The 24,748-nt window shown below is 44.3% G+C and carries 17 protein-coding genes and 3 pseudogenes; 16 read left to right on the top strand and 4 right to left on the bottom strand.

Features of this window, described 5'->3' with window-relative positions; translation table 11 throughout:
• Window positions 1-28: 28 nt before the first annotated feature.
• Both PTE_RS11155 and greB read right to left on the bottom strand, forming a co-directional pair.
• The gene (locus tag PTE_RS11155; RefSeq protein ID WP_036846321.1) at window positions 29-2,353 is read right to left on the bottom strand and encodes a Tex family protein; all 2,325 of its coding nucleotides are present in this window, start codon (window positions 2,351-2,353) and stop codon (window positions 29-31) included.
• 259 nt (window positions 2,354-2,612) lie between these two features.
• Window positions 2,613-3,086 (bottom strand): transcription elongation factor GreB, encoded by a 474-nt coding sequence (gene greB, locus PTE_RS11150; RefSeq protein WP_021323370.1) that lies wholly within the window; start codon window positions 3,084-3,086, stop codon window positions 2,613-2,615.
• Window positions 3,087-3,377: 291 nt separating this feature from the next.
• Here greB and PTE_RS11145 point away from each other — a divergent pair, with 291 nt between their 5' ends.
• Both PTE_RS11145 and PTE_RS23695 read left to right on the top strand, forming a co-directional pair.
• Window positions 3,378-3,638, top strand: a complete 261-nt coding sequence (locus tag PTE_RS11145; protein ID WP_036846318.1) for a type II toxin-antitoxin system ParD family antitoxin — start codon at window positions 3,378-3,380, stop codon at window positions 3,636-3,638.
• Window positions 3,638-3,922, top strand: a pseudogene (locus tag PTE_RS23695) (type II toxin-antitoxin system RelE/ParE family toxin). The gene PTE_RS11145 and the pseudogene PTE_RS23695 overlap by 1 nt, the downstream one beginning before the upstream one ends.
• A gap of 249 nt (window positions 3,923-4,171) precedes the next feature.
• On the opposite strand, the gene PTE_RS11140 reads toward PTE_RS23695, so the two are convergent.
• On the bottom strand, window positions 4,172-5,332 hold the full coding sequence (locus PTE_RS11140) for an FAD-dependent monooxygenase (RefSeq protein WP_036846315.1): 1,161 nt from the start codon (window positions 5,330-5,332) through the stop codon (window positions 4,172-4,174).
• Window positions 5,329-12,549, bottom strand: coding sequence for a non-ribosomal peptide synthetase (locus PTE_RS11135; protein WP_051477367.1), 7,221 nt, complete (start codon window positions 12,547-12,549; stop codon window positions 5,329-5,331). The genes PTE_RS11140 and PTE_RS11135 overlap by 4 nt, the downstream gene beginning before the upstream one ends.
• Window positions 12,550-13,226: 677 nt before the next feature.
• Between PTE_RS11135 and PTE_RS27255 the strand changes: the two genes are divergently transcribed.
• The 14 genes and pseudogenes from PTE_RS27255 to PTE_RS24540 all read left to right on the top strand — a co-directional run bounded on the left by PTE_RS27255 (window position 13,227) and on the right by PTE_RS24540 (window position 24,741).
• Window positions 13,227-13,382 (top strand): GreA/GreB family elongation factor, encoded by a 156-nt coding sequence (locus PTE_RS27255; RefSeq protein ID WP_081738206.1) that lies wholly within the window; start codon window positions 13,227-13,229, stop codon window positions 13,380-13,382.
• A 145-nt stretch (window positions 13,383-13,527) separates the two neighbouring features.
• Entirely contained in the window at window positions 13,528-14,247 is a 720-nt protein-coding gene (gene ompR / locus PTE_RS11130) for an osmolarity response regulator transcription factor OmpR (protein WP_036846312.1), read from the top strand.
• A complete protein-coding gene (gene envZ, locus PTE_RS11125) occupies window positions 14,244-15,575 on the top strand; it encodes a two-component system sensor histidine kinase EnvZ (RefSeq protein WP_036846309.1) in 1,332 nt (443 codons plus the stop codon). Before ompR ends, envZ begins: the two co-directional genes overlap by 4 nt.
• Before the next feature lie 214 nt (window positions 15,576-15,789).
• Window positions 15,790-16,830 carry a phosphate ABC transporter substrate-binding protein PstS gene (gene pstS / locus PTE_RS11120; RefSeq protein ID WP_036846307.1) on the top strand — a complete coding sequence of 347 codons (1,041 nt, stop codon included), beginning with the start codon at window positions 15,790-15,792 and terminating at the stop codon, window positions 16,828-16,830.
• A 98-nt stretch (window positions 16,831-16,928) separates the two neighbouring features.
• Window positions 16,929-17,885, top strand: a complete 957-nt coding sequence (gene pstC, locus PTE_RS11115) for a phosphate ABC transporter permease PstC (protein WP_036846305.1) — start codon at window positions 16,929-16,931, stop codon at window positions 17,883-17,885.
• 1 nt (window position 17,886) lies between these two features.
• The gene (gene pstA / locus PTE_RS11110) at window positions 17,887-18,771 is read left to right on the top strand and encodes a phosphate ABC transporter permease PstA (RefSeq protein ID WP_036846302.1); all 885 of its coding nucleotides are present in this window, start codon (window positions 17,887-17,889) and stop codon (window positions 18,769-18,771) included.
• A 32-nt stretch (window positions 18,772-18,803) separates the two neighbouring features.
• Window positions 18,804-19,574 carry a phosphate ABC transporter ATP-binding protein PstB gene (gene pstB, locus PTE_RS11105; protein WP_422615328.1) on the top strand — a complete coding sequence of 257 codons (771 nt, stop codon included), beginning with the start codon at window positions 18,804-18,806 and terminating at the stop codon, window positions 19,572-19,574.
• Between the two features lie 14 nt (window positions 19,575-19,588).
• Window positions 19,589-20,308, top strand: a complete 720-nt coding sequence (gene phoU, locus PTE_RS11100; RefSeq protein WP_036846295.1) for a phosphate signaling complex protein PhoU — start codon at window positions 19,589-19,591, stop codon at window positions 20,306-20,308.
• Window positions 20,309-20,460: 152 nt separating this feature from the next.
• Complete coding sequence (locus PTE_RS11095; RefSeq protein ID WP_036846292.1) at window positions 20,461-21,297, top strand: ABC transporter substrate-binding protein; 837 nt, start codon at window positions 20,461-20,463, stop codon at window positions 21,295-21,297.
• A gap of 80 nt (window positions 21,298-21,377) precedes the next feature.
• A complete protein-coding gene (locus PTE_RS11090; RefSeq protein ID WP_036846289.1) occupies window positions 21,378-22,115 on the top strand; it encodes an amino acid ABC transporter permease in 738 nt (245 codons plus the stop codon).
• A 1-nt stretch (window position 22,116) separates the two neighbouring features.
• Window positions 22,117-22,860 (top strand): amino acid ABC transporter permease, encoded by a 744-nt coding sequence (locus PTE_RS11085; RefSeq protein ID WP_036846286.1) that lies wholly within the window; start codon window positions 22,117-22,119, stop codon window positions 22,858-22,860.
• A 371-nt stretch (window positions 22,861-23,231) separates the two neighbouring features.
• Window positions 23,232-23,393 (top strand): annotated as a pseudogene (locus tag PTE_RS26510) (ISKra4 family transposase); the annotation flags it as partial.
• A gap of 258 nt (window positions 23,394-23,651) precedes the next feature.
• Entirely contained in the window at window positions 23,652-23,855 is a 204-nt protein-coding gene (gene pttA, locus PTE_RS11080; RefSeq protein WP_231398182.1) for a phototemtide A NRPS accessory protein PttA, read from the top strand.
• Between the two features lie 99 nt (window positions 23,856-23,954).
• Window positions 23,955-24,741: pseudogene (locus PTE_RS24540) on the top strand (IS30 family transposase).
• Window positions 24,742-24,748 lie beyond the last annotated feature (7 nt).

The following is a 24,748-nucleotide window of genomic DNA, read 5'->3' as shown; positions in this document are numbered from 1 at the left end:
GTGCATATTGTTTGCAATTATAAGACTATCAACGTTTTTTGCCGAATGCGGCGGCCAGCGCATCACTCATGGCACTGTTTCCGGCTGGAGTTGAAGCGCGTGGAGTAGCACGGTTTTTGTCATTGCGTTCAGGGCGGCGGTCAGTTTGAGGATGGCTACTGCGGCGTGAGTGGGTTTCTCCCGGTTGTTCATCAAGACGCATGGTCAGCGCGATACGCTTACGGCTCAGATCCACTTCCAGCACTTTGACTTTGACGATATCACCTGCTTTTACTACGGTGTGAGGATCTTCCACAAAGCGATCGGACAGCGAAGAGATGTGCACCAGGCCATCTTGATGAACACCGATATCGACAAATGCGCCGAAGTTAGTTACGTTAGTGACCGCACCTTCCAGTATCATCCCCGGATGCAGGTCATTCATCGTTTCCACACCGTCAGCGAAGGTCGCGGTTTTAAACTCCGGGCGTGGGTCACGGCCTGGTTTTTCCAGCTCTTTCAGAATATCGGTAACGGTTGGAACACCAAATTGTTCTGTGGTGAAATCCTGAGGCTTCAATCCACGCAGTGAGGACGGATTGCCCATCAATTCCTGGAGTTTTTGTTCAGTGGCTGCCAGAATTTTCTCAACCACCGGATAGGCTTCCGGGTGAACAGTCGAGGCATCCAGCGGGTTATCACCGTGATTGATACGCAGGAAGCCGGCGCACTGTTCAAACGCTTTTGGCCCAAGGCGGCTGACTTTCAGTAATTGTGCTCGGTTATTGAAGCGGCCATTCTCATCGCGCCAGTTTATGATGTTCTGGGCAATCATACGGGTCAGCCCGGCAACTCGGGTCAATAGAAGAACAGACGCGGTATTCAGATCCACGCCGACGGCGTTTACACAATCCTCAACTACCGCGTCCAATTTTTTGGCAAGTTGGGTCTGGCTGACATCATGTTGATATTGACCGACACCGATAGATTTCGGATCGATTTTCACTAATTCAGCCAGTGGATCTTGCAGGCGGCGGGCGATAGAGACTGCACCGCGCAGTGAAACGTCCAGGTCAGGAAATTCCTGTGCTGCCAGTTCAGATGCAGAATAAACAGAGGCTCCTGCCTCACTGACAATCACTTTTTGGGCTTTTATCTCCGGGAACTGTTTTTGGACGTCCGCAAAGAAACGTTCTGTTTCGCGGGAAGCGGTTCCGTTACCGATAGCGACCAATTCCACCTGATGTTTGATACACAACGCGGCCGTGCTTGCGGCTGCTTTGGCGGTTTGCCCAGTGTGCGGATAGATAGTGTCTGTGGCAATCAATTTGCCGGTTGCATCAATGACGGCAACTTTAACACCGGTACGCAGACCTGGATCGAGCCCCATTGTTGCGCGCATACCTGCTGGTGCGGCCATCAACAGGTCTTGCAGGTTACGGGCGAATACCTTGATAGCTTCATCTTCTGCTTTTTCACGTAAAGTGCTCATCAATTCTGTTTCAAGATGCAGCAATACTTTGACACGCCAGGTCCAGTTTACGACGGCTTTGCGCCAGCTATCCGCCGGTGCATTGTTCAGGCGCAGATTAAGATGTTGGGTAATAATCTGTTCGCAGTAGCTCTCTTTGGGGGGTTCATCAAACTGGGGATCTGCATTCAGAGAAAGTTGCAGTATGCTCTCATTACGGCCACGGAACATGGCTAATGCGCGGTGAGAAGGGACCTGTGCGATAGGTTCATGGTAATCAAAATAGTCGCGGAATTTAGCACCTTCTTCTTCTTTTCCGGTGGCGACTTTGGCGACCAAATGGGCATTTTTCCATAAATAGTCACGAACTTTTGCCAATAATGTTGCATCTTCGGCGAAACGTTCCATCAGGATATAACGAGCGCCATCCAGAGCGGCTTTAGTATCGGCTACACCTTTATCGGTATCAACAAAAGTAGCGGCAACCAATTCCGGTTCTTGTTGTGGATCTTGCCACAGAGAGTTCGCCAAAGGTTCAAGACCTGCTTCAATCGCGATTTGCCCGCGGGTACGACGTTTCGGCTTGTATGGCAGATAAAGATCTTCCAGTTCGGTTTTGCTCAGGGTGCCATTAATGGCTTCGGCCAGTTCTGGTGTTAGCTTGCCTTGCTCGTCAATGGATTTAAGAATGGTTTGGCGGCGGTCTGACAGCTCGCGCAGGTAACCAAGGCGGCTCTCAAGTTGGCGAAGTTGGGTGTCATCCAGACCGCCGGTGGCTTCTTTACGATATCGTGCAATAAAAGGGACAGTATTCCCTTCATCAAGCAGGCTCATCGCTGAAAGGACTTGTTGTGGCTGGGCCTGTAGCTCACTGGCAATAATTCGGCTTAAAGATTCATTCATGTTGTGTTTTCTTCTGGTGGATAGGCTTCAAATATTCACAAAAACCCCTTTATACGTTCTGAGAGAAACAATTTCCAGTTCGCGTCTGATCTTATTCTGACGGGTTACAACATGATTCAACGAATTTATTGTCAGTGATGTTATAGCAACGGTTGCTAAATCAAGCCCTTTCATTAGATAGACAAAAGTGACCATATTCCCCACAAAGGCTGATCTACTCTGAATCACGGGATACAGCTATGTTGAAATAGTTGGTATGTTATTTCACATATTCGATCTCATTCACGTACCACAAAACTTCTCCTGTTGGTGTATAAACGATTGCACTGTCTCCGACCTCTTTCTTTAGTAGAGCACGGGCCATTGGAGAATCGATCGATATGTAGTCTTTGCGACCAAAAATCTCATCGTACCCAACAATACGGAAGCGTTTAATCTCCCCTTGATCATTTTCGATTTCTACCCATGCACCGAAGAACACACGTCCGTCTTGTTGAGGGGAGTAATCAACACACCGTAGTTCTTCCAGACTCTTGGTCAGGTATCTGACTCTTCGATCAATCTCCCGTAGTCTCTTCTTGTTATATTGATAATCTGCGTTTTCGCTCCTATCTCCGAGACTTGCCGCCCAAGTGACTTTTTTAGTGACTTCCGGGCGTTCTTCGCGCCATAGATAATCCAATTCTTCCTTTAGTTTGTTGTAACCTTCGCGGGTTATAAGCTTAGTCTTCATTTTATGTTGTAGATACAGTGAGTTGCATTGATAAACATCATTATAATTAATTATGGCAATTCTTATATAGTCGGCTTTAAAAGTTTCAACTACCTACTCGTTTAGGTCATTTTCGACTATGAAAAGCTGGATATGATACAAATCTATACGAAATTGACCACCGATCGGTCAATTGCAGATAGTGCACGCGCAGATGCACTCGGCAGAACGGTGATAGATACAACACCTTGACGGTAGTAAGAAAAAGGAAAATACTAATAGATAGTAATAGATAATAGTGGAGAAAGTATCATGGCTACAAGTGTTGCTTTGAGTCCTCACTTCAAGGGGTTTATTCGTGAGCAAATCAACAGCGGACGTTACAACAATGTCAGTGAAGTGATCCGGGCTGGGTTACGCATGTTGGAAGAGCATGAACAGGCGCAGAAGCTCGCAGAGCTACGTGCTGCGGTGAGTGCCGGCATTGAAAGTGGAGAAGGTCTGGCAGCAAGTGAAGTGTTCGGAGAATTAAAAAATAAATATCAACGGATGAACGCAAACGGACAGGAATAATGAGGTTAAGCATATCGCCACTGGCGGCGCAGGATATCGAAGAGATAGGCGATTATATCGCGTAGGAGAACCCGGTTAGGGCAGTTAGCTTTATGGAGGAACTGTATCAGCAATGCTGCCAGATAAGTGAAGCGCCGCAGATTTACCGGCAACGCCGGGAGTTAGGCGAAAGCATAAGAAGCTGTACCTACGGGAAATACCTTATCCTGTTTTCAAGCTCAGGAAACCAGACCCGAATACAAAGAGTGTTACACGGTTCAAGAGATATAACTTTATTACTTTGACAGCCAGGAACATACAGGCTGGATGTCACAATGTTGCTGGGTAGGTAACAGGTGAATAAACTGTTACCTATTAAGGTCACCGGGGTGAGGTGCAGGGCAAGTTTGTTACCAGCTTGCACGCTTGCTATTAAAAGCATGATGACATCGGAATGTGTTCGATGATCCGATAAGCATCTCAATAGTGGTCTGAACCTGTATCAGTATGTACTGGATTCGTTGACGTGGATTGAATTGCCGTTTTGTCATGTCTCAACTGTCCAGGGTAAATATCAGGGAACTTTTGATATTCTGTTTCAATGCGGATTTAGGCGCCAGGCGCAGTGCCAGATCTCGTTTCAGTCGAGGGAAAAAACGATCCTCCTGCTCAATATCACTCATCGATCTTGAGGCATTGACCATCATTTCTGCTCTTGGGATGCGTGTTTTTTCATAAAAACGCAACGCAGCTATAGGATCAGCTTTCTGCATGATAGCGTGAGCCAGAACAGCAGCATCTTCCATTGCCATTCCGGCTCCTTGCCCTAGGCTGGCTAGCATGGGATGCGCTGCATCGCCTAATAATGTGATGCGACCTGTCCCCCAATGTGGAGAAAAAGGACGATCCTGAGCGGGAACAGCGATAATGTCTGTCGAAGGCGTTTTTAAGATGATATCTGAGACAATATTCGGCCAGCCTTGGTAGAAATCTGCAACATCTTGGTTGGAGCCTTGCCAGGTTCGCGCTTGTTTGTCTTTCATATTGGCTGTTCCCCACCAATAGACTTCTCCCCCGCCAATGTCAATTAAACCAATCCGTTTACCGGCCCCCCAATAATGCACGATATAACCTGGCGTAATTTGTTGATGCTGGTAACGAGTGATAGCTAGCCAGCAAATATAATCAGCAGTGCGGATAGGTTCTGAACTCTGCATTAGAGACCGCACAGTAGAATAAATACCATCGGCACCGATGAGTATGTCTCCTTGGGCTTCACGGCCATCAGCAAACTTCACAGACACACCAGTGGCAGATTGATTAATTTCAACTGCCCTAGCGGATACTTTGACTTCAATATCAGGCAACTGTTGCAACAGTGCTTGCTGTAATGCTTGACGCGAAATACACACGCTGGCAGCGCCGTTTTCTGCGGAAACCTCTGCCAGAGGTAGTCGCCTTAACAAACGATCGCCAGCAGTACGTATTTCAAAGGTTTTGGCAGGAGCACCGAAGTGCTCCAAATTAAGATTGATACCCAGAGTACCAAGCGCAACTGAAGCATTAGACATCACGGATAACCCAGAACCACGGGTCCTCAGCTCCGGTGCTTGTTCGTAGATCTCAACGGTGCAACCGATGTGTTGCAGAGCGATGGCGGTCGTCAACCCACCAATTCCTGCACCTATGATAATGATTTTCAAAGATTTGTTCATTTTATGCTCTTAATTGATGTTGCGGTTAGAGAGGAGGAGATACGCATTTCATTCAAAATTACTTTTGCTACCTCGGCAACGTAGGGTTCTTCCATTATTTCCAGATGATCGCCAGGGACATCAATGACATTTAACTTACCTGTAGTCTTATTACCCCAGCCATTTTTGGGATCACGATATTCACTGCGGATCGTGTCATGCATCGAACGCAATACATCCGGTAAAGGTTGGGTTGCATGCAACAATGTCATATCAATATCAGCAATATGGTGAGTTGAATAATCCGCGGCAGCCTGCCAGTTAGTCTTGTAGACTTCAAACAGTCGCTGTACCACAGCTCTTGAACTCCCCTGTGGAATGGCTCCGGTAGCAATGGCGTGTTCGGTAATATATTCAAAACGCTCCTGTAAGGTGGTGATGTATTCAGGAACAATTTGTTCAGGTAAATTCGCGCCTTGGTTAAGCCATAGCAGTTCCCAGAAGAACCAATTCAACAAGGCGTTATCATCTGTTTTGCCCCGTGATTGCTCATTCAGCGCCGTTGTATCCAATACAAAAAGGTCTGCTATTTTTTCGCCTGCTTCTTTCAGTTGCCGGGCCATTTCGAAAGCGACAAAGCCGCCATATGACCAGCCGCCCAGTGAATAAGGCCCTTGTGGCTGTATCTGCTGGATAGTTTGAATATAGTTAGCTGCCTGCTGTTGTATCGTGGCGAGAGGTGTTGATCCCGCTTCAACGCCATGAGCCTGCAATGCATAAAATGGCTGGTCAGCCGGGAAGTGTTTAACTAAACGCAGGTAAGACAGAACGTTACCGCCCATGGGATGGACAAAGAATAGTGGGCGGCGTTTACCGGTGGTACGCATCGGCACCAATGGGCTAAAGTGCGCTTGTGCATCACTGTGGCGCACCCGCAGCGCTAACTGAGCAATTGTTGGATCACTGACAAATACCGATAGCGGAATATTGACGGCAAAATGTTTTTCAACCAGTACCACCAAACGCATGGCTGTCAGAGAGGTTCCTCCCATATCGAACAGATTCTGATGTACAGAAATCGATGGGATCTTTAATAAATCGGCAGCCAGTTCGCATAATATACGCTCATAGCTATCGTCAGGTTTCCCATCATGACGGTCGATAGGTTGTCGGGTGATAACGGTTTGGCTTAATTGACTGTCATCCCTTTTGCCACTCGGTGTTTTAGGCAGGGAATCCAACCATTCGATATGGCTGGGGATCATATATTGCGGCAGAGTGGCAAGCAGATGCTCAGATACCTTATCAACTATATTGTCACTCTTTTCTCCCACTAGGAATGCCACCAGAAAACGGTCATTGGTGTTACGTTGTTGAACAACAACGGCGACGTCTTTGATGAATTTATCTGCACCTGGTGTATTGGCAATAGCGAGTTCCACTTCGGCCAGCTCGACCCGGTAACCGCGTACCTTAACTTGGGAGTCTTTACGTCCCAGGCACAATATCACACCATTATTCAATTTGATGCCCAGATCGCCGGTACGATACCATTTCCTTGGGGAGTTTGTGAGTGTAATAAAACGTTCAGCGCTCAGTTCCGGTTGATTGTAATATCCCAGGGCTAATAAGGGGCCACTGACATAAATCTCACCACGTACTCCAGGTAAAACTTCCTGTAGCTTATCATTCAGGATCAATACGTTAGAATTGTCAATCGCGGTTCCGATAGGCGGCAGTGCCGGGAAAGTTTCAGGATTACCGCTCATGGTAAATGAGGTAATAACGTGTGTTTCCGTTGGTCCATACTGGTTTTCAAGGAGCCCATCTTCGAGTTTGCCAATGAGCTTCCTGATTTCATCCGTAACGCGTAACTGCTCTCCTGATGAAATCACCACTTTTAGCTTTTCAGGGTAAATATTCAATGTATCCGCTGTTTCTGCCAATTGTTGCAGGGCAACATAAGGCAGATAAATGCGCTCGATTTGGTGCTGATGAAGCAATCGGAGCAGGTTAGCTGGATCTTTGCGCTGTTCATCGCTGACAAGATGTAATGTTCCGCCTGAGGCTAATGTGGAGAAAATTTCCTGGAACGAAACATCAAAACTCAGTGGTGCATATTGCAGTGTCGATGATGCCCGGATTCCACTGGTTGTTGTGTTTTGCCATTTCACTAAATTAGCCAGACTTCGATGCGGCATGGCAACGCCTTTTGGTATACCGGTAGAGCCGGAAGTGAAGAGTAAATAGGCTATCTGCTCAGGAGCAATAGTAACGGCAGTCGGTTGTATTAATGAATCTGGCCCTTGAAGCAACTCATTCACATCAATTAATGGCGTAGAGGAAAGTAGAGGGCTTGTTGGCTGCTGCTCTGTATTGGTAATAATGATCAAGGGTTTTACCTGCTCAATCATTGCTTCAATACGTTGGGCTGGATAACTTAAATCCAGCGGCAGACAGATCCCTCCTGCACGTAATACACCGATCAATGTTGCAATCAATTCCGGGGAACGCTTCAGAGCAATCCCTATTGGCATTTCTGCGTGAGCGCCCCGTTTTACTAAAGCATCAGCGATAAGTGCCGATTTATGCCAAAGTTCATCAAATTGCCATTTTTCATCACCATATTTCAGCGCGATTGCCGACTTATGCTGGCTGACAGCCCAACTGATCGCATCAATAACAGATGTGAAAGTTGAAGAAGCAGTAATAGCATGAGTGGGTATTTTGGGTATGGTGCTAAGTGAGGCTTCTTCGTCACTTTGGTTGACAATATTTCTGAGAATAGCTAAGTAGGCATCAATAAACATATCAGCCTGAACCGATGAGAATACCGTACCATCAAAGTCACAGCGTAATACGTTACGGCCAGTAGCAAAATCCGTCATAACGTTGACCAGGATTTCAAAGTTGGTTTCTTCCCAGGGCGTGAATGAAATCAAATGCAAATCAGGGGAATTAAAGACTTCTGCTAACGCATGGAAATAGACATAGTTAAAAGCAGTGCTGATTTTTGCTCCATCACCCGCAGCTTGCTGGATAGCATTCAGAGGGTATTTTCTATGTGGTGAATGACGTTGCTCTGTGATAAAGACGTCATTGACACATTCTATCCAGGTTTTACCTGTTGCTGAAAAACGAACCGGTAATGTATTAAGGAATAACCCCAATAAATATTCTGAGTTCTGTACCTCAGGCCGACTATGAGTGATTAAGCCCGTTGCAATTTCATCCTGTTCAGCAAATAAGGCAATTGTGACGCAATGCGCAGCGAAAAATACGGATTTAGTTGATACACGTTTTTGTTGTACCCAGTCTTTTAGCTGTTCTTCTATATCATCAGGTATTGATACTGATTTCGATATCAAAACTTCATCAGATGGAACATCATAGAGTCTATAGCCTGTGACCTGTGTTCGGGATAATCCGGAAAGTTCATTCTGCCAATAGATTTTGTCCTCTACGGATGTCAACGATAGTCGCTCATTCCGTACAGACAATGCGGGTGACGGCAGACGGATATCAGTAATACCATTTCCATCACTATCAATATAGTGATGCAGTAATTCGCGTATCAGATTAGCCACACTGCTGCCATCCAGGATTGCATGGTGAAAACTCAGAATGAGTTCAAGCGCTTCTGCTGTTTTAAATAATCTGATGTTAAATAGTGGTGCACGATCGAAGAGGTAATGATGGCGTGTCTGCTGATGCATATATTGGATAATTTGATATTCAGCGCGGACAATATCAATTTCACTGAGATCAGTAATTGCAACGACTGAATCAATATCAATAGATTCATTCACAATTTGCAGAGGTTCTTTAAAGTCAGCCAGATTAAAGTGTGAACGTAGGGCTGGGTGCCTTTGAATCAATACCACCGCACTTTTCCTGAAGTGATTGGGGTTCCACTTCGTTTGAAGGGTATAGCGGAAAACATCTTTGTATTTTGCTGAATCATTGGCCTGCTGGCTATGATAGATCAAACCCAGTTGTAGTTGTGTCGCCGGATAGGCATCTGCAAAACCAGATAATTTGGCCTTTTCAGCTTCATCAATCAGAGCAAATGGCAACAGATCCAACGTATCTGCGATAGGTTGTGAGAGTTCAACCTGATGGCTCAACTCAGCAATGGTCAGGTATTGTGTTAACTGCGACAGAGTGACTTTGATACCTGCTTTTTCAGCTTCGGAACGGATTTTCAGCATCAGGATTGAATCACCACCGATAGCGTAGAAACTATCCTTGATACCAACATTGCTGATGTTCAGAACGCTTTGCCATATTTTAACCAAGGTTTTTTCAAGTTCGGTCGAGGGTATATGTGCCGCCTCAAGAACTTTATCCTGCGTTAGCTGACTCAGCGCATTGCGATCCGCCTTACCATTCGGCGTCAGGGGAATAAAGGGTACAGCAATAAATTTTGCGGGTACCATAAATTCAGGTAAGGAATCTAACAGGCGGTCACGAAGCGTATCAGCGGTATAATTTTTACTGGCGACATAATAGGCGCAAAGATAGGTGCCACGTTGTTCATCATGCTCAGGCAGGACTTCTGCACTGGTAATGCCCGACATTCTCTCTAGCGTGTTCTGTATTTCGCCCAGTTCGATCCTGTTTCCACGGATCTTCACCTGATTATCAATACGCCCAAGATATTCGATGCTGCCATCAGGCAACCATCTGGCCAGGTCCCCGGTGCGGTACCAACGCACTGTTGCTAAACTGGATATATCACGGATAAACTTCTCATCAGTTAATTCAGGCTTGTTTAGATATCCACGAGCCAGGCCCACGCCACCAATTTGTAATTCCCCTGCTACACCAATCGGCTGTCGGGTGTTGTGAAGCGACATAATACGCAACGCGGTATTATTGATAGGATAACCAATTGGCACCCGGGTAATTTCGTCTGTCGAACTGGTCGGGATCTCATAATAGGAGACATCGACCGTTGCTTCGGTTGGCCCGTACAGATTAACGAATAACGGTATGTCCTTGCCAAACTGCGTAAATATTCTTCTGAATTGATTTACCCGGGCGGGAGATAATGCTTCGCCACTGGTGAAAATTCTGCGCAGACTGCCGATCTGAGTGATCAGCTCAGGTTGCATTTCCAATGCATTAAGGAAAGGTAACAGCATTGAAGGAACAAAGTGCACTGTCGTGACATCATGTTCTTCAATCGCTTTAATGATCTCTAAAGGATCTTTTTGTGCTCCGGGTGGCAACAAAGCGACCGAGGCGCCAGTCATTGACCACCAGAATAGCTCCCATATGGAAACGTCAAATGAGATGGGTGTTTTTTGCAAAATAACATCGGTTTCATTTAACAGATATTTTTCCTGCATCCATTCCAGCCGGTTAACAACTGATTTGTGTTCAATCATCACACCTTTCGGCCGCCCGGTGGAACCTGAGGTATAAATGATATAAGCCAATGAATTGGGGGCAGAACGGTTAAGTAACGGTAATGTTGCGGTATCAGATGCATCCCGGCTGTTTAGCACTTGATAGTGTTCAGCAAATGTTTCATTTATTGGGCGTTCTGTCAGAATGACGGAAACGCCGCTGTCTTGCAGAATATACTCTATTCTTTCAGCAGGATAAGAAATATCAATGGGCAGGTAAGTCGCCCCCACTTTCAGAGTGGCAAAAATGGAAGCTAACATTTCCTCGCTACGTTCCATCATAACGGCAACAACATCCCCGGATTGTACCCCATGCCCGATAAGCATGGATGCGATACTATCGGTATGTGTCTGTAATTGTTGATAGCTCCAGGATTGTGGCGTGTGTTTTGCCGACTTAATGGCAATTGCCCCAGGATGTAAAGCAGCCTGTTTTTCAAATAAGGTATAAATGGTTTCTCTGTCAGAGAAAGAGATATTTGGCCCCTGCTCAAAGGCTTGCAGTTGTTGTTGCTCCTCTGTCGAAGAGATATCAATATGTGAAATCCAACTGTCCGGTGCTGTGATGATTTGTAAAATTATCTGTGAGAGTGATGCGGTAAACTGTTCAAATGAATAGTCAGTATTAAAAACATCAGCGGCACCCCAGAAATTGATAGCGACATCATTGTTATCACCGTTGGTAATCATATAAATGGCTAAAACATCTGTTTCATGACCATTGGCGTAAGCATTTGCATGGTGTTCAATCTCTTCGAATGCAGGAATCTTCTGTAACTGAATATAGGAAACGGTGACATCAAATAGCTGGCGGGAAATATTGCCGGCTCTATTGCGTGTTTTTATTAGTTGGCTCAGAGGAACATGTTCATATCGTTTCAGAAATTTGATTTTTTTCTTAATTTGCTGTGCTAATACCCGCAAGCTCATCTCGGAGTCAACTGTCACGGAAATTGGCAGCGTATTGGCCCATTCACCAATGATATTGATATTACTTTCCTGACGGTTAAATAGTGGGGTGCCGATAGTGATATGAGAATTGTTGTGTATCCGTGCTAATAAAATAGCAAGTGCTGTATTCATAACAACAAGAGGGGACATTCCAGTTGCTAATGCACTTTCAACCTGAGAACGGGTTAATGTCATCTGTTGTTTTATAAATTGGGTATTTTCGGCTGGCTTCTTACGGGTAAATAAAACGGGTTCAATCCCCTCAATAGTTTTCGCCAGCTCAGAGACATCATTCACCATAGAATGATGTTTTAGCTGTTCTAACGAGCGGGTAATAGCTGCCAGATACTCTTTTTGAGTGTTAACATATTCTGGGACGGGTTCTGGACTTTGATATTGCTGGAGGATTTTTGTGCTGAGTAAATTCATCCCCCAACCATCGCAAACAATATGATGGGTACGTAACAAAAGGGCAACATAATTAGCCTGGTTCAGGGGGACAATGGCGACTTCTAACAAAGGAGCACCAGTTAAACTGAAAACTTTAGCCGGCCATGCTGAAATAAAGTCTTCACCAGTTTGAGATTGTGATTGTAAATATTCGTTATTGATTACCTTGACTCTAACCTTAGCCATATAATGATTGATACGCTGAGTTAGTAACTCATTCTCTTCCAAAATTTGTATTTTGCCGATGATTTCCTGATTAAGAACGTTATTTGTCGCCATAACGAGCTTATCAAGATTAATATCACCAGAAAGGTACCGTATCTGTGCCAAAGTGTATTGCGCGCTTTGTGGGTTGCGCTGATTTTCAAAAAAGATATCTTGTTGATACGGAGTAAGAGATATTACTTTCTGTGATTGTTTCATATCGTAATCCTTGAAGATGAAAAGGAACACTTTATGTCATTACAATTATGTCGACTTTTCATCGTCAAACAAAAAAATGACGTAATTTATTGATTTATATTGATTATTTTCATGTCGTTGATTCTTGTTTGGTGATCCCTGTATTATTTTTCATATTTATTGATAATAACCATAATTTGTCATCTGTGACATGAAGTGTAAATTATATTTATGTTTTTTAACCACTAAAGAGTAAAGTTTTCGCTCCGGAAATTGGTGAGTCAATAAATTCTTCCCATTTTGCAAGGTCAGCACATTGACTACATTTGGGTGGTCAAGACATCGTCGTTCCTTCTAGCCATTACCAGTGAAAAAGTGAGTAGCCATTCAGTTGTCTGGGTAAATTTATTTGTATCAGCGTTGAAGAATTGCATTGGTTGCATGACAACAAATGTGACGCGCCTCCTGCTTTACTGATAATGAAAACAGGCCAGACGGTTCAACCGGAGAAAAAGCGAGCTAAATTGTTTATTATGGTAAGAAAAGATTAAGGGAAACCTATCCGGGTAGTTTCTTGTCCAAATATTGGGATGTATTTAAAATGGTCGATCCAGATCCTCGTCAGGAAGGAAAGGTTTACGCAGGCGTGTGGATCAGATGGGAAGATGATATGAAGCGGAAAGCATTGTTCGTTTAGCCTGCCTGATGAATTTGATTCAGTTAGCGGGTGGATTTCGGTTAATTCCCCGGTAGCCAGGATACTGATGAGTAAACCAACTGGTGACAAAATTATCGTAAAAAATCAATGCTTAACAGCCAGTTACTGGATTTTGACTGTCATGGTAAGTCATTGAATTAATCATTCAGATTAATAACGTACGAAAATAAGTCTCATAAGAAATTATCTTAAAATATATATATCTGGTTTCTATCTTTGGTTTAATCTTCTTCATAATGATAAATTTAGCAAAGCATGTAGTATTTATTTGGAGTTCAATAATGCAAGAAGGTAACAAAATCCTTGTGGTGGATGATGACATGCGTTTACGAACGTTGTTAGAGCGTTATCTGACAGAACAAGGTTTTCAGGTACGTAGTGCTGCTAATGCGGAGCAGATGGACCGCTTATTGACACGAGAATCCGTTAACTTAATTGTATTGGATTTAATGTTACCTGGGGAAGATGGGCTTTCTGTTTGCCAAAGACTGAGAAAACAAAATAATCCGGTGCCGATTATTATGGTGACGGCACGAGGGGAAGAAGTAGACCGTATTGTTGGGTTGGAGATCGGCGCTGATGATTATATTCCTAAGCCATTTAATCCTCGTGAGTTATTAGCACGCATCCGAGCGGTATTACGCCGTCAGGCGAATAAGTTACTGGGCATACCCGCTGAGGATGATGCAATTATTAATTTTGGTAAGTTCAATCTTAATCTGAGTACCCGAGAAATGTTTCAGGGAGATGAACATATAATGCTGACCAGTGGTGAATTTGCCGTACTGAAAGTGTTGGTTTCTTATCCTGGTGTGCCGCTGTCTCGTAATAAGCTGATGAGTTTGGCCCTCGGCCGGGAATACAGCACCATGAAGCGATCTATTGATGTTTTGGTTTCACGTCTGCGCCGTGTGATTGAAGAAGATCCTGCGCACCCTCGTTATATCCGGACCATCTGGGGACTGGGTTATGTCTTTGTGCCTGATGGAAGCCGTGTATGAAGCGATTGCGATTCTCCCCTCGCAGCACTTTTACCCGTACTTTATTCCTGGTCATGGCTATGCTGTTTATCAGTCTGGTAACCAGTTACCTGGTCGTTGTGAATTTTGTTATCATGCCAAGCTTGCAGCAGTTCAATAAAGTGTTAGCGTATGAAGTTCGTACTTTAATGGCTGAAAGATTGAAGCTGGAGGACGGATCTTTTCTGGTGATCTCACCAGTAGTACGCCGGGAGATTTATCAGGAGTTGGGTATTGCGCTGTATTCTGAGTCTGATGCGGAGATACAAGGTTTACGCTGGGCCAGGCATTATGATTTCCTGAGTGAGAAGATGAGTCAATACCTTGGTGGCAAAGCTGATCTGCGTCTGGAGATAAACAAAGAGAGCCCTATACTTTGGCTTAATTCTTATTTGGCTCCTGATATTTGGGTCAGGGTTCCTCTGACTGAGATCGAGCAAAATCAATTCTCACCCATTTTCCGTTATACATTGGCAATTTTATTACTGACGTTTGGTTGTATCTGGCTTTATATCCGTTTTCAGAACCGGCCTTTGCTGGAAATGGAGTATGCTGCCAGACAGACGGGTAAAGGTATTATGATGCCCACGGTGCGGGAAGCCGGTTCGTCGGAAGTTCGCGCTTCTATTCGTGCATTTAACCAAATGTCCGCAGGAATAAAGTTATTGGAAAGTGACCGGACGATATTAATTGCTGGGGTAAGCCATGATTTGCGTACTCCACTGACACGTATCCGGTTGGCAACAGAAATGATGAGTAAGGAAGATGCTTATTTGTCTGAGTCTATCAATAAAGATATTGAAGAATGCAATGCCATCATTGCGCAATTTATTGATTATCTTCGTACTGGGCAGGAAATGCCAATGGAATTCTGTGAACTTAATTCTATTCTCAAAGAGGTTATTTCCGCAGAGAATGGCTATGAGCAGGATATTGAAAATAATCTGTCTCTGCCCCCAATAACCGTTAACGCGAATCCGATTTCTATTAAACGGGCATTGGCTAATATGCTGGTTAATGCCAATCATTATGGTAATGGCTGGATTAAAGTCAGTAGTGGTCAGACGCATGAATTTGCTTGGTTTCAGGTAGAGGACGATGGAGCAGGAATTAAGCCGGAAGATTTGCCGCGGTTATTTCAGCCATTTGTTCGGGGTGAAAGGGCGCGTAGCAACAGTGGGACGGGGTTAGGTCTGGCTATTGTTCAGCGGATTATTGATGCTCATGATGGGAAAATTGAAATTGGCACCAGCCCCAGAGGGGGATTATCTATTCGTGCTTGTATTCCTGTTGTGGAAGATAATTTTTAATGGCCTGAGAAGATAATCTCCGGCTTTAATTTCATAGCCTGTGGAGATGACAGTTTTATGTCAGCATCAAGCTGAATTTGCATTGCGCTGTCATAAAAATGTCATAATTAAGACATTTTGCTGTAACTAAACTGACCTATTTTCCCTTCTGCACCTTTTTTAATCTGGCGAACACATTTCTTTATTGATTCTCAATATCCCATTAGGAGGGATTATGAAACTGATGCGTACCACCGTAACCGGCATAATGGCAGTGACATTTTCTTTGACAACCCTGTCGGTATTCGCTGCTTCCAGCTTGACGGGGGCAGGTGCGACATTTCCCGCACCGGTGTATGCCAAGTGGGCAGATTCTTATCAAAAAGAGACAGGTAATAAAGTCAATTATCAGGGCATCGGTTCTTCCGGTGGCGTAAAACAAATTCTGGCAAATACCGTTGATTTCGGTGCTTCCGATGCGCCCTTATCTGATGAAAAATTAGCGGCTGATGGTTTGTTTCAATTCCCGACGGTCATCGGCGGGGTCGTGCTGGCGGTTAATATCCCAGGTATTAAATCCGGTGAATTAACACTGGATGGTAAAACGTTGGGTGATATTTATTTAGGTAAAGTGAAAAAGTGGAATGATCCGGCGATTACTAAATTGAATCCGGGGGTAAAACTGCCGGAGCAGGATATTGCGGTGGTACGTCGTGCGGATGGCTCCGGCACCTCTTTTGTGTTTACCCGTTATCTCTCTAAAGTGAATAGCGAGTGGAAAGAAAAAGTCGGTGCAGGTTCCACGGTAAGCTGGCCTGTTGGTTTAGGTGGTAAAGGCAATGATGGCATTGCCGCATTTGTTCAGCGCCTGACGGGTTCCATTGGTTATGTTGAATATGCCTACGCTAAACAGAATCATTTGGCTTATACCAAACTGGTCTCTGCTAATGGCAATGTTGTCAGCCCGACAGAAGAGAGTTTCAGTGCCGCAGCGAAGAAAGCGGAATGGCACAAAACGTTTGCTCAGGATTTGACACACCAGCAAGGTGAAAACGCGTGGCCGATTACTTCCACTACATTTATTCTGGTTCACAAACAGCAAAAAGACGCCGCCAAGGGGGCAGAAATACTGAAATTCTTTGACTGGGCTTACGAGAAAGGCAGTAAACAAGCGAATGATCTGGATTATGCAACCCTGCCAAAAGAAGTGGTTGAGCAAGTTCGGGCGGCCTGGAAAACCCATGTGAAGGATAGCAGCGGTAAAATTCTGTATTAAATCGTGTTGATGGCAACGGTTTGAAGTATCGATTAAATTTGTAGTTTTGATTTCTCCCCCCGTTAAAGGGGGAATTTACCCGGATGAGAATAAGCTCTATGGCCGAACAAAAAACGGCAATAAAAGCACCCAGTAAAAACGGCGATATTATTTTCAGCGCACTGGTTCGGCTAGCTGCGCTGATGACTTTGTTTTTGCTGGGAGGCATCATTATCTCGTTGATTATTGCCTCCTGGCCCAGTATCCAGCAGTTCGGCATCTCTTTCCTCTGGCATAAAGAGTGGGATGCCCCGGCAGAACAATTTGGTGCATTGGTGCCTATTTACGGTACGTTGGTCACTTCGTTGATTGCTTTGATCATTGCGGTGCCTGTCAGTTTCGGGATTGCACTGTTCCTGACGGAACTGGCGCCTAACTGGCTGAAACGCCCGCTAGGTGTAGCAATTGAGTTGCTGGCTGCAATTCCAAGTATTGTCTATGGCATGTGGGGGTTGTTTGTGTTTGCACCTCTGTTTGCCACCTATTTTCAGCAGCCGGTCGGCAATGTCCTTTCCGGTATGCCAATTGTGGGTGAACTGTTCTCCGGTCCTGCCTTTGGCATCGGCATTCTGGCGGCAGGTGTCATTCTCGCTATCATGATTATTCCTTATATCGCCTCAGTTATGCGTGATGTGTTTGAACAAACACCGGTCATGATGAAAGAATCCGCTTATGGTATCGGTTGTACTACTTGGGAAGTTATCTGGCACATTGTGTTGCCTTACACCCGCAATGGCGTGATTGGTGGGGTCATGCTGGGCCTTGGCCGGGCGCTGGGGGAGACAATGGCAGTGACTTTTATCATCGGTAATACTTACCAGCTCGACAGTTTCTCACTGTTTATGCCGGGCAACAGTATTACTTCTGCGCTGGCGAACGAATTCGCTGAAGCTGAATCTGGCTTACATACCTCAGCATTGATGGAGCTTGGTCTGGTTCTGTTTGTGATCACCTTTATTGTGCTGGCGTTGTCAAAATTAATGATCATGCGTCTGGTGAAGAATGAGGGGCGTTGATATGGCAGCAATGGATGGGAAAAAGCCTGTTGATGCAAATGTACGCAGCCGTAAGCAGGCATGGCGCCGTCAGAAAAACCGCTTCGCTCTGCTGTTATCAATGGCAACCATGTTGTTTGGTCTGTTCTGGCTGGTGTGGATTCTGTTCTCCACAGTCACCAAAGGCCTCGATGGTATGTCGCTGGCGTTGTTCACGGAAATGACACCGCCACCGAATACCGAAGGTGGTGGCCTGGCAAATGCCATTGTGGGGAGTGGCTTGTTGATTTTATGGGCGACGATTATCGGTACTCCGCTGGGGATCATGGCGGGTATCTATCTGGCTGAGTATGGCCGCCGTTCATGGTTGGCAGAGGTGATCCGCTTTATCAACGATATCTTGCTGTCAGCGCCTTCTATTGTCGTCGGCTTGTTTGTTTACACTGTCGTTGTAACGAAAATGCAGCACTTTTCCGGTTGGGCTGGGGTGATCGCCTTAGCGTTGTTGCAAGTGCCGATTGTCATCAGGACCACTGAGAACATGCTGAAATTGGTTCCTGATAGCTTACGTGAAGCAGCCTATGCCTTGGGAACACCTAAATGGAAGATGATTTCGGCCATCACACTGAAAGCCTCAGTATCCGGCATTATCACCGGTGTGTTGCTGGCAATTGCCCGAATTGCCGGGGAAACAGCGCCGTTGCTGTTCACCTCTCTTTCAAATCAGTTCTGGAGTACTGATTTGAGTCAGCCAATCGCCAACTTGCCGGTCACTATTTTTAAATTTGCGATGAGTCCATTTTCTCAATGGCAGCAACTGGCGTGGGCAGGCGTATTATTGATAACCCTGTGTGTATTGCTGATTAACATTGTAGCGCGTGTGCTGTTTGCTAAGAAAAAGCACTGACTGATATTTTCAACAGAGAGAAGTAGATGAACATGGCTAATGATATCGCTGGCAGTAAAATTCAGGTACGTGATCTGAACTTTTATTACGGCAAATTTCACGCGCTGAAAAACATTACGTTGAATATTGAAAAGAATAAAGTAACGGCTTTTATCGGTCCGTCTGGTTGCGGTAAGTCTACGTTGCTACGGACTTTCAATAAAATGTACGAATTGTATGGTGAGCAGCGGGCAGAGGGAGAAATTTTGCTGGATGGCAATAATATCCTGATTGATAAACAGGATGTGGCGTTGCTGCGTGCCAAAGTGGGAATGGTATTCCAGAAGCCGACCCCATTTCCGATGTCTATTTATGACAATATCGCTTTTGGTGTCCGCCTGTTTGAGAAACTCTCAAGAGCAGAAATGGATGAACGTATTCAGTGGGCTTTAACCAAAGCTGCATTATGGAATGAAACCCGGGATAAACTGCATCAGAGTGGATACAGTCTGTCTGGTGGTCAGCAACAGCGTTTATGTATTGCCCGTGGAATTGCGATCCGTCCGGACGTTCTATTATTGGATGAGCCTTGCTCTGCACTTGATCCGATTTCTACCGGTCGTATTGAGGAGCTGATCAGCGAATTGAAATCTGAATATACCGTGGTAATTGTGACTCACAATATGCAGCAGGCCGCGCGTTGCTCAGATCATACCGCGTTTATGTACCTTGGTGAATTGATTGAATTCAGTGACACAGACATATTGTTTACCACACCAAAAATGAAACAAACTGAAGATTACATTACCGGTCGTTATGGTTGATTACGGGGCGTAACATGGACAATCTGAATCTCAATAAACATATTTCCGGTCAGTTTAATGCTGAACTGGAGCATATCCGTACGGAACTGATGGTGATGGGCGGGCTGGTGGAGGAACAGCTCTCCAAAGCGATTACCGCGATGCATAATCAGGATGCGGAGCTGGCGCGTGAAGTGATTGAGGACGATCATAAAGTCAATATGATGGAAGTCGCTATTGATGAAGCATGTGTTCGTATCATTGCCAAGCGCCAGCCGACGGCCAGTGATCTGCGGCTGATTATGTCAATCTCGAAAACCATTGCTGAATTGGAAAGAATCGGAGATGTGGCAAAGAAAATTTGCCAGACGGCACTTGAGAAATTTTCACATCAGCATCAGTCACTGTTGGTGAGTTTGGAATCGCTTGGCCACCATACCATCCAGATGCTGCATGATGTTTTAGATGCTTTTGCCCGCATGGATCTGGAAGAAGCTATTCGTATCTATCACGAGGATAAAAAGGTGGATAAAGAGTATGAAGGTATTGTCCGCCAACTGATGACTTATATGATGGAAGATCCCAGAACCATCCCAAGTGTGCTGACAGCCCTGCTTTGTGCGCGTTCTATTGAACGGATTGGCGATCGTTGCCAAAACATCTGTGAATTTATTTTCTACTATGTCAAAGGGCAGGATTTCCGGCATGTAGGTGGTGATGAGCTGGAAAGGTTGCTGACTAAAGATAACAAGTAACTCGCTGACAATGCTGGCATTTTTTGCCGGCATTGTTTTACCTTATAATTCTTAATAGTTATAAATATAGTTTTTTATATTATTTCCTGCTCTATAGTGAAATTGATAGCTTGTGGTGATTATAAACATTTAATTACCGTCAGGAGTTTTCAATGAAATCCCGCGTTCTTGTCACGGCGTTGCTGGCTGGGTTAGCACTGGTTACTGGTGTTGCGAAGGCCGATAAACTGGATGATATTAAAAAAGCCGGTACAGTGCGGATCGCTGTTTTTGACAGTAATCCCCCGTTTGGTTTTATTGACCCGCAAACTAAAAAACTGGCGGGTTATGATGTGGATATCGCAAACGCGATTGCTAATGATCTGGGTGTTAAACTGGAACTGCGTCCGACTAACCCGGCAAACCGTTTGCCACTGCTGGCATCAAAGAAAATTGATCTGATTGCTGCCAATTTTACGGTAACGGATGAGCGTGCTAAACAAGTCGATTTTTCAATCCCTTATTTTACCACTGGGCAAAAATTTATTGCCCGTAAAGGCGTTCTGAAATCCCCTGATGACATTAAAAACTTACGTATCGGTGCTGATAAGGGAACAGTACAGGAAATCACTCTGCGTGAGCATTATCCGACAGCGAAAGTCATCTCTTATGACGATACGCCTCTGGCATTTGCTGCGCTGCGTAACGGCAATGTACAAGCAATCACTCAGGATGACGCTAAACTGGTCGGTCTGCTGGCTAACGTACCGGCAGCACAAAAAGCGGAGTTTGAGATCTCTCCTTTCAGCATCACCCGTGAATATCAGGCCGTGGCTGCGTCAAAAGGGGAAGAGCGCTTAGTTGAAGCGGTGAACCAAACGCTGCTGAAATTGGAAAAAGAGGGTGAAGCAGAGAAAATTTATAACCGCTGGTTTGGCCCGGAGACCAAGTCGTCTCAGCCGCGAGGTGACTTTAAGTTTGCGCCTTTGGAGCAGCAAGCTAAGTCCTGATGAGTTATAAACCTTGGTAATCAGCCCCGCGCCTTGTGTTGCGGGGTTTTATCATTGGTAATGTTTGGTAATCGTAAGATATGTTTGAGTTATTTGTTACAGAACACTTGCTTGCTCCCCAATATCTGGAGTGGCTTTGGCAGGGTTTCCTGATTACGTTATGGATATCCGCCTGTACCGTTGTGGCTGCCACGTTGCTGGGCTTTGTTCTGGCTGCTGCCCGTGACAGCCAACTAAAAATTCTCCGTTGGCCGGTGACGGCTTATACCACCCTGTTTCGCAATACGCCTTTGCTGGTGCAACTGTTTTTCTGGTACTTTGCATCAGGGCAAATACTGCCGCAAGAGGTGATGTTCTGGCTGAATACACCTCATGAAATCAATCTATTAGGTCTATCATTGGCATGGCCTTCGTTCGAATTTCTGGCTGGATTTATCGGTTTGACCCTCTATTCAGCCCCCTTTGTCGCGGAAGAATTACGGGCAGGTATTCAGGGTGTAGGGCGTGGGCAGAAATATGCGGCTCATGCATTGGGGCTGACCGGCTGGCAGGCGATGCGTTATGTCGTACTGCCGCAGGCGTTGAAGATAGCAATGCCGCCATTACTGGGACAGTATATGAATATTGTGAAAAACTCGTCGCTGACAATGGCGATTGGTGTGGCTGAACTGTCATACGCTTCTCGTCAGGTGGAAACCGAAACACTGAGGACATTTGAAGCATTTGGTGTTGCGACGGTGCTGTATATCGCCACGATTGCGGTCATGGAAGGTTGGGGACAATGGCGTCAACAACAAGCTATAGCAAGAGGATATTAAAATGGATTTTTCAGTCATTGCAGAAAACTGGCGCTACCTACTATTAGGAACCTTTCCTGATGGCCCTCTTGAAGGCGCAGCGTTGACATTAGTTATTAGCCTGATGGCGGGTGCGATTTCTATTGTATTAGGTACAGTTGCAGGCGTTGCTTTGGCAATGTTGAAAGGCTTCTGGGTTAACCTGTTAGCCGCAGTATTGGGTTTTTTCCGTGCAATTCCCGTCATTATGCTGATTTTCTGGACTTACTTTCTGCTGCCTGTAATGCTTGGTATGGAAATTCCTGAAATTACTACAGTGGTTTGTGCTCTGGCGTTGATCACCTCCGCTTATCTGGCTCATGGGGTGAAAGCGGGAATTATTGCGATTGGTGCGGGTCAGTGGCAGGCAGGGTTATCATTAGGTTTTAACCGTTGGCAGGTACTTTGGTACATTGTTTTGCCACAGGCATTACGTATGATGGTACCTTCTTTTATTAATCAATGGATCGCTCTGATAAAAGACACTTCCCTGGCTTATATTGTTGGCGTGGCAGAACTGTCATTCTTGGCAACTCAGGTTAATAACCGCAGTATGGTGTATCCGACAGAAGTCTTTTTATTTGTCGCGTTGATTTATTTTGTGATGTGTTTGACACTGGAATTGACAGCAAACTATATTGTTCGCCGTTTTTCTCTGCAACGCAGAAAAATATCTATTTTCCGTTTTTGGCGGAAAGAAAAATTAATCTTGGCTCCTCAGTGTTAATTTTTTATTTAATTATTTTTACTTACGGTATAATCTCCCTATTTTAATTATAGGGGGATTTTTAATATTAGTCTATTTTATCTGATTTTATATTATTAAGTTAAATAAAGAGTTTTGTGAAAATAAGAAAAATCTGTTGAAATAACAGAATAATAATCTTTTTAGATAATCTATGGGCAAGGATGCCGGCATCTCAACATAATGCATGCTGATGAGGCTACGACAACCAGAGATATCCGTCCTTTCATAGACGCTCTTGACGCAGTTAGATTTAACCGACCAAAAGTTAACCGCTAAGGGAAGCATGCGTTATACTTACATCAGAGTCAGCTCAACTGACCAAAGTATAGAGAGACAAAAAGAGGCTTTATCAGCAACAAATGCAATGGAGTCAACAAGGCGCTCATTATTTATTGCAAACGTGCCCGGCCGTATTAAACGGTGAGCTAGAGGCACGATTTGAACGCTGGTATCCGGAAGTAAAATTGGGAGAGGAAACAGAAAACCATTTAACCGCAGCGATTACAGCATAGAATAATGCCCCACGCTTTTTTATGCTATCCTTAATCAAATTAATCACAAAAGAGAAAGCTAATCACTAGATTATATGATACGAAAAATGTGTTATTCAATATGTGTCTTTGCAGTGAGTTTGTTATTTCATTGTTTATTTCAACTTTTTTTAAAATAAAAAATAATCATAAATGTGGTTTTTGTCACGAAACAAATATTTTTTATTGACTTGTCACAGTTAATACATAAGATTTTTTAAATCATGAACCAAACTGAGGATTTATGTTTTGAGCAATCCATTTGAAAATGAATCTCTTGATTTCTTTGTATTAATAAATGATGAAAATCAACACTCACTATGGCCTGTATTCATCGCAGTACCTGCTGGTTGGCAAGTTATCTACGGACCAGAAAAACGTGAGAATTGTTTGAGTCTTGTAGAGAGTAACTGGAAAGATATGAGGCTAAAAAGTTTACAGTGAAATAAATTAGAAAAGGCGGATTCGACTAATAAGTGCAATTTTTCAGAAGGGTGGTCAGTTACTATAGTAGGCATATTTCCCGCCACAGAAAAATGCACTATGATTTATAAACAGCTGACCGAAGCAGAAAGATACCCGATTTTTAGTTTAAAAAAAGCGGGTTTTTCACAACGTTTCATTGCTCAATCACTTAATCGAAACTTATCAACCAGTAGCAGAGAGCTGAAAAAAATCAGAAAGTAAAAGAATATTGTCCGAAACAGGCTCATCTTCAGGGGGATCTTGCTGTTATTTTGCTAAGAAAGTCACAAAAGTGACCAAAGAAATAAAAAAATGGATAAAGCGGCTAATTTGTCAAGATTTAAGTCCTGAACAGGTGGTTGACTATCTAAGGAAGTATGAAGGGATATCCTTGCATCATGAGACCATTTATAGATTGATTTATAGAGATCAAATGGATAGAGGTGACTTATGGCAATATCTCAGAATTGCCAGTAAACCGTATCGTAAACGGTATGGCTGTTATGAAAGAAGGGGAAAAATTAAAAACAAAGTCAGTATTAATGAACGCCAAGAAATCGTTGATAAAAAAGCATGAATTGGTGATTGGGAAGGTGATGTGATAATAGGAAAAGATAAAAAAAGTGTATTATCAACGCTGGTTGAACGTAAGACACGCTATATAATCATTATCAAACTGAACGGAAAACAAGCATCAGAAGTAACTGAAGACACAGTGAGGGCTTTATACCCGTTAAAACAAATGGTTAAAACAATGACGTTTGATAACGGTTTAGAATTAAATAATCGTCCCCGAAAGACTCATGGTGACAAAACCCCAAATGGACTATTTAAAGGGATACGAACTTGTTTACTCGTAGCTTAATTATGTT

Origin of the sequence: Photorhabdus khanii NC19 (genome assembly GCF_000517265.1) — a bacterium.
Classification (GTDB): domain Bacteria; phylum Pseudomonadota; class Gammaproteobacteria; order Enterobacterales; family Enterobacteriaceae; genus Photorhabdus; species Photorhabdus khanii.
The sequence above is the reverse complement of the archived record's forward strand: the minus strand, read 5'-3'. Positions and strand labels throughout refer to the sequence as shown.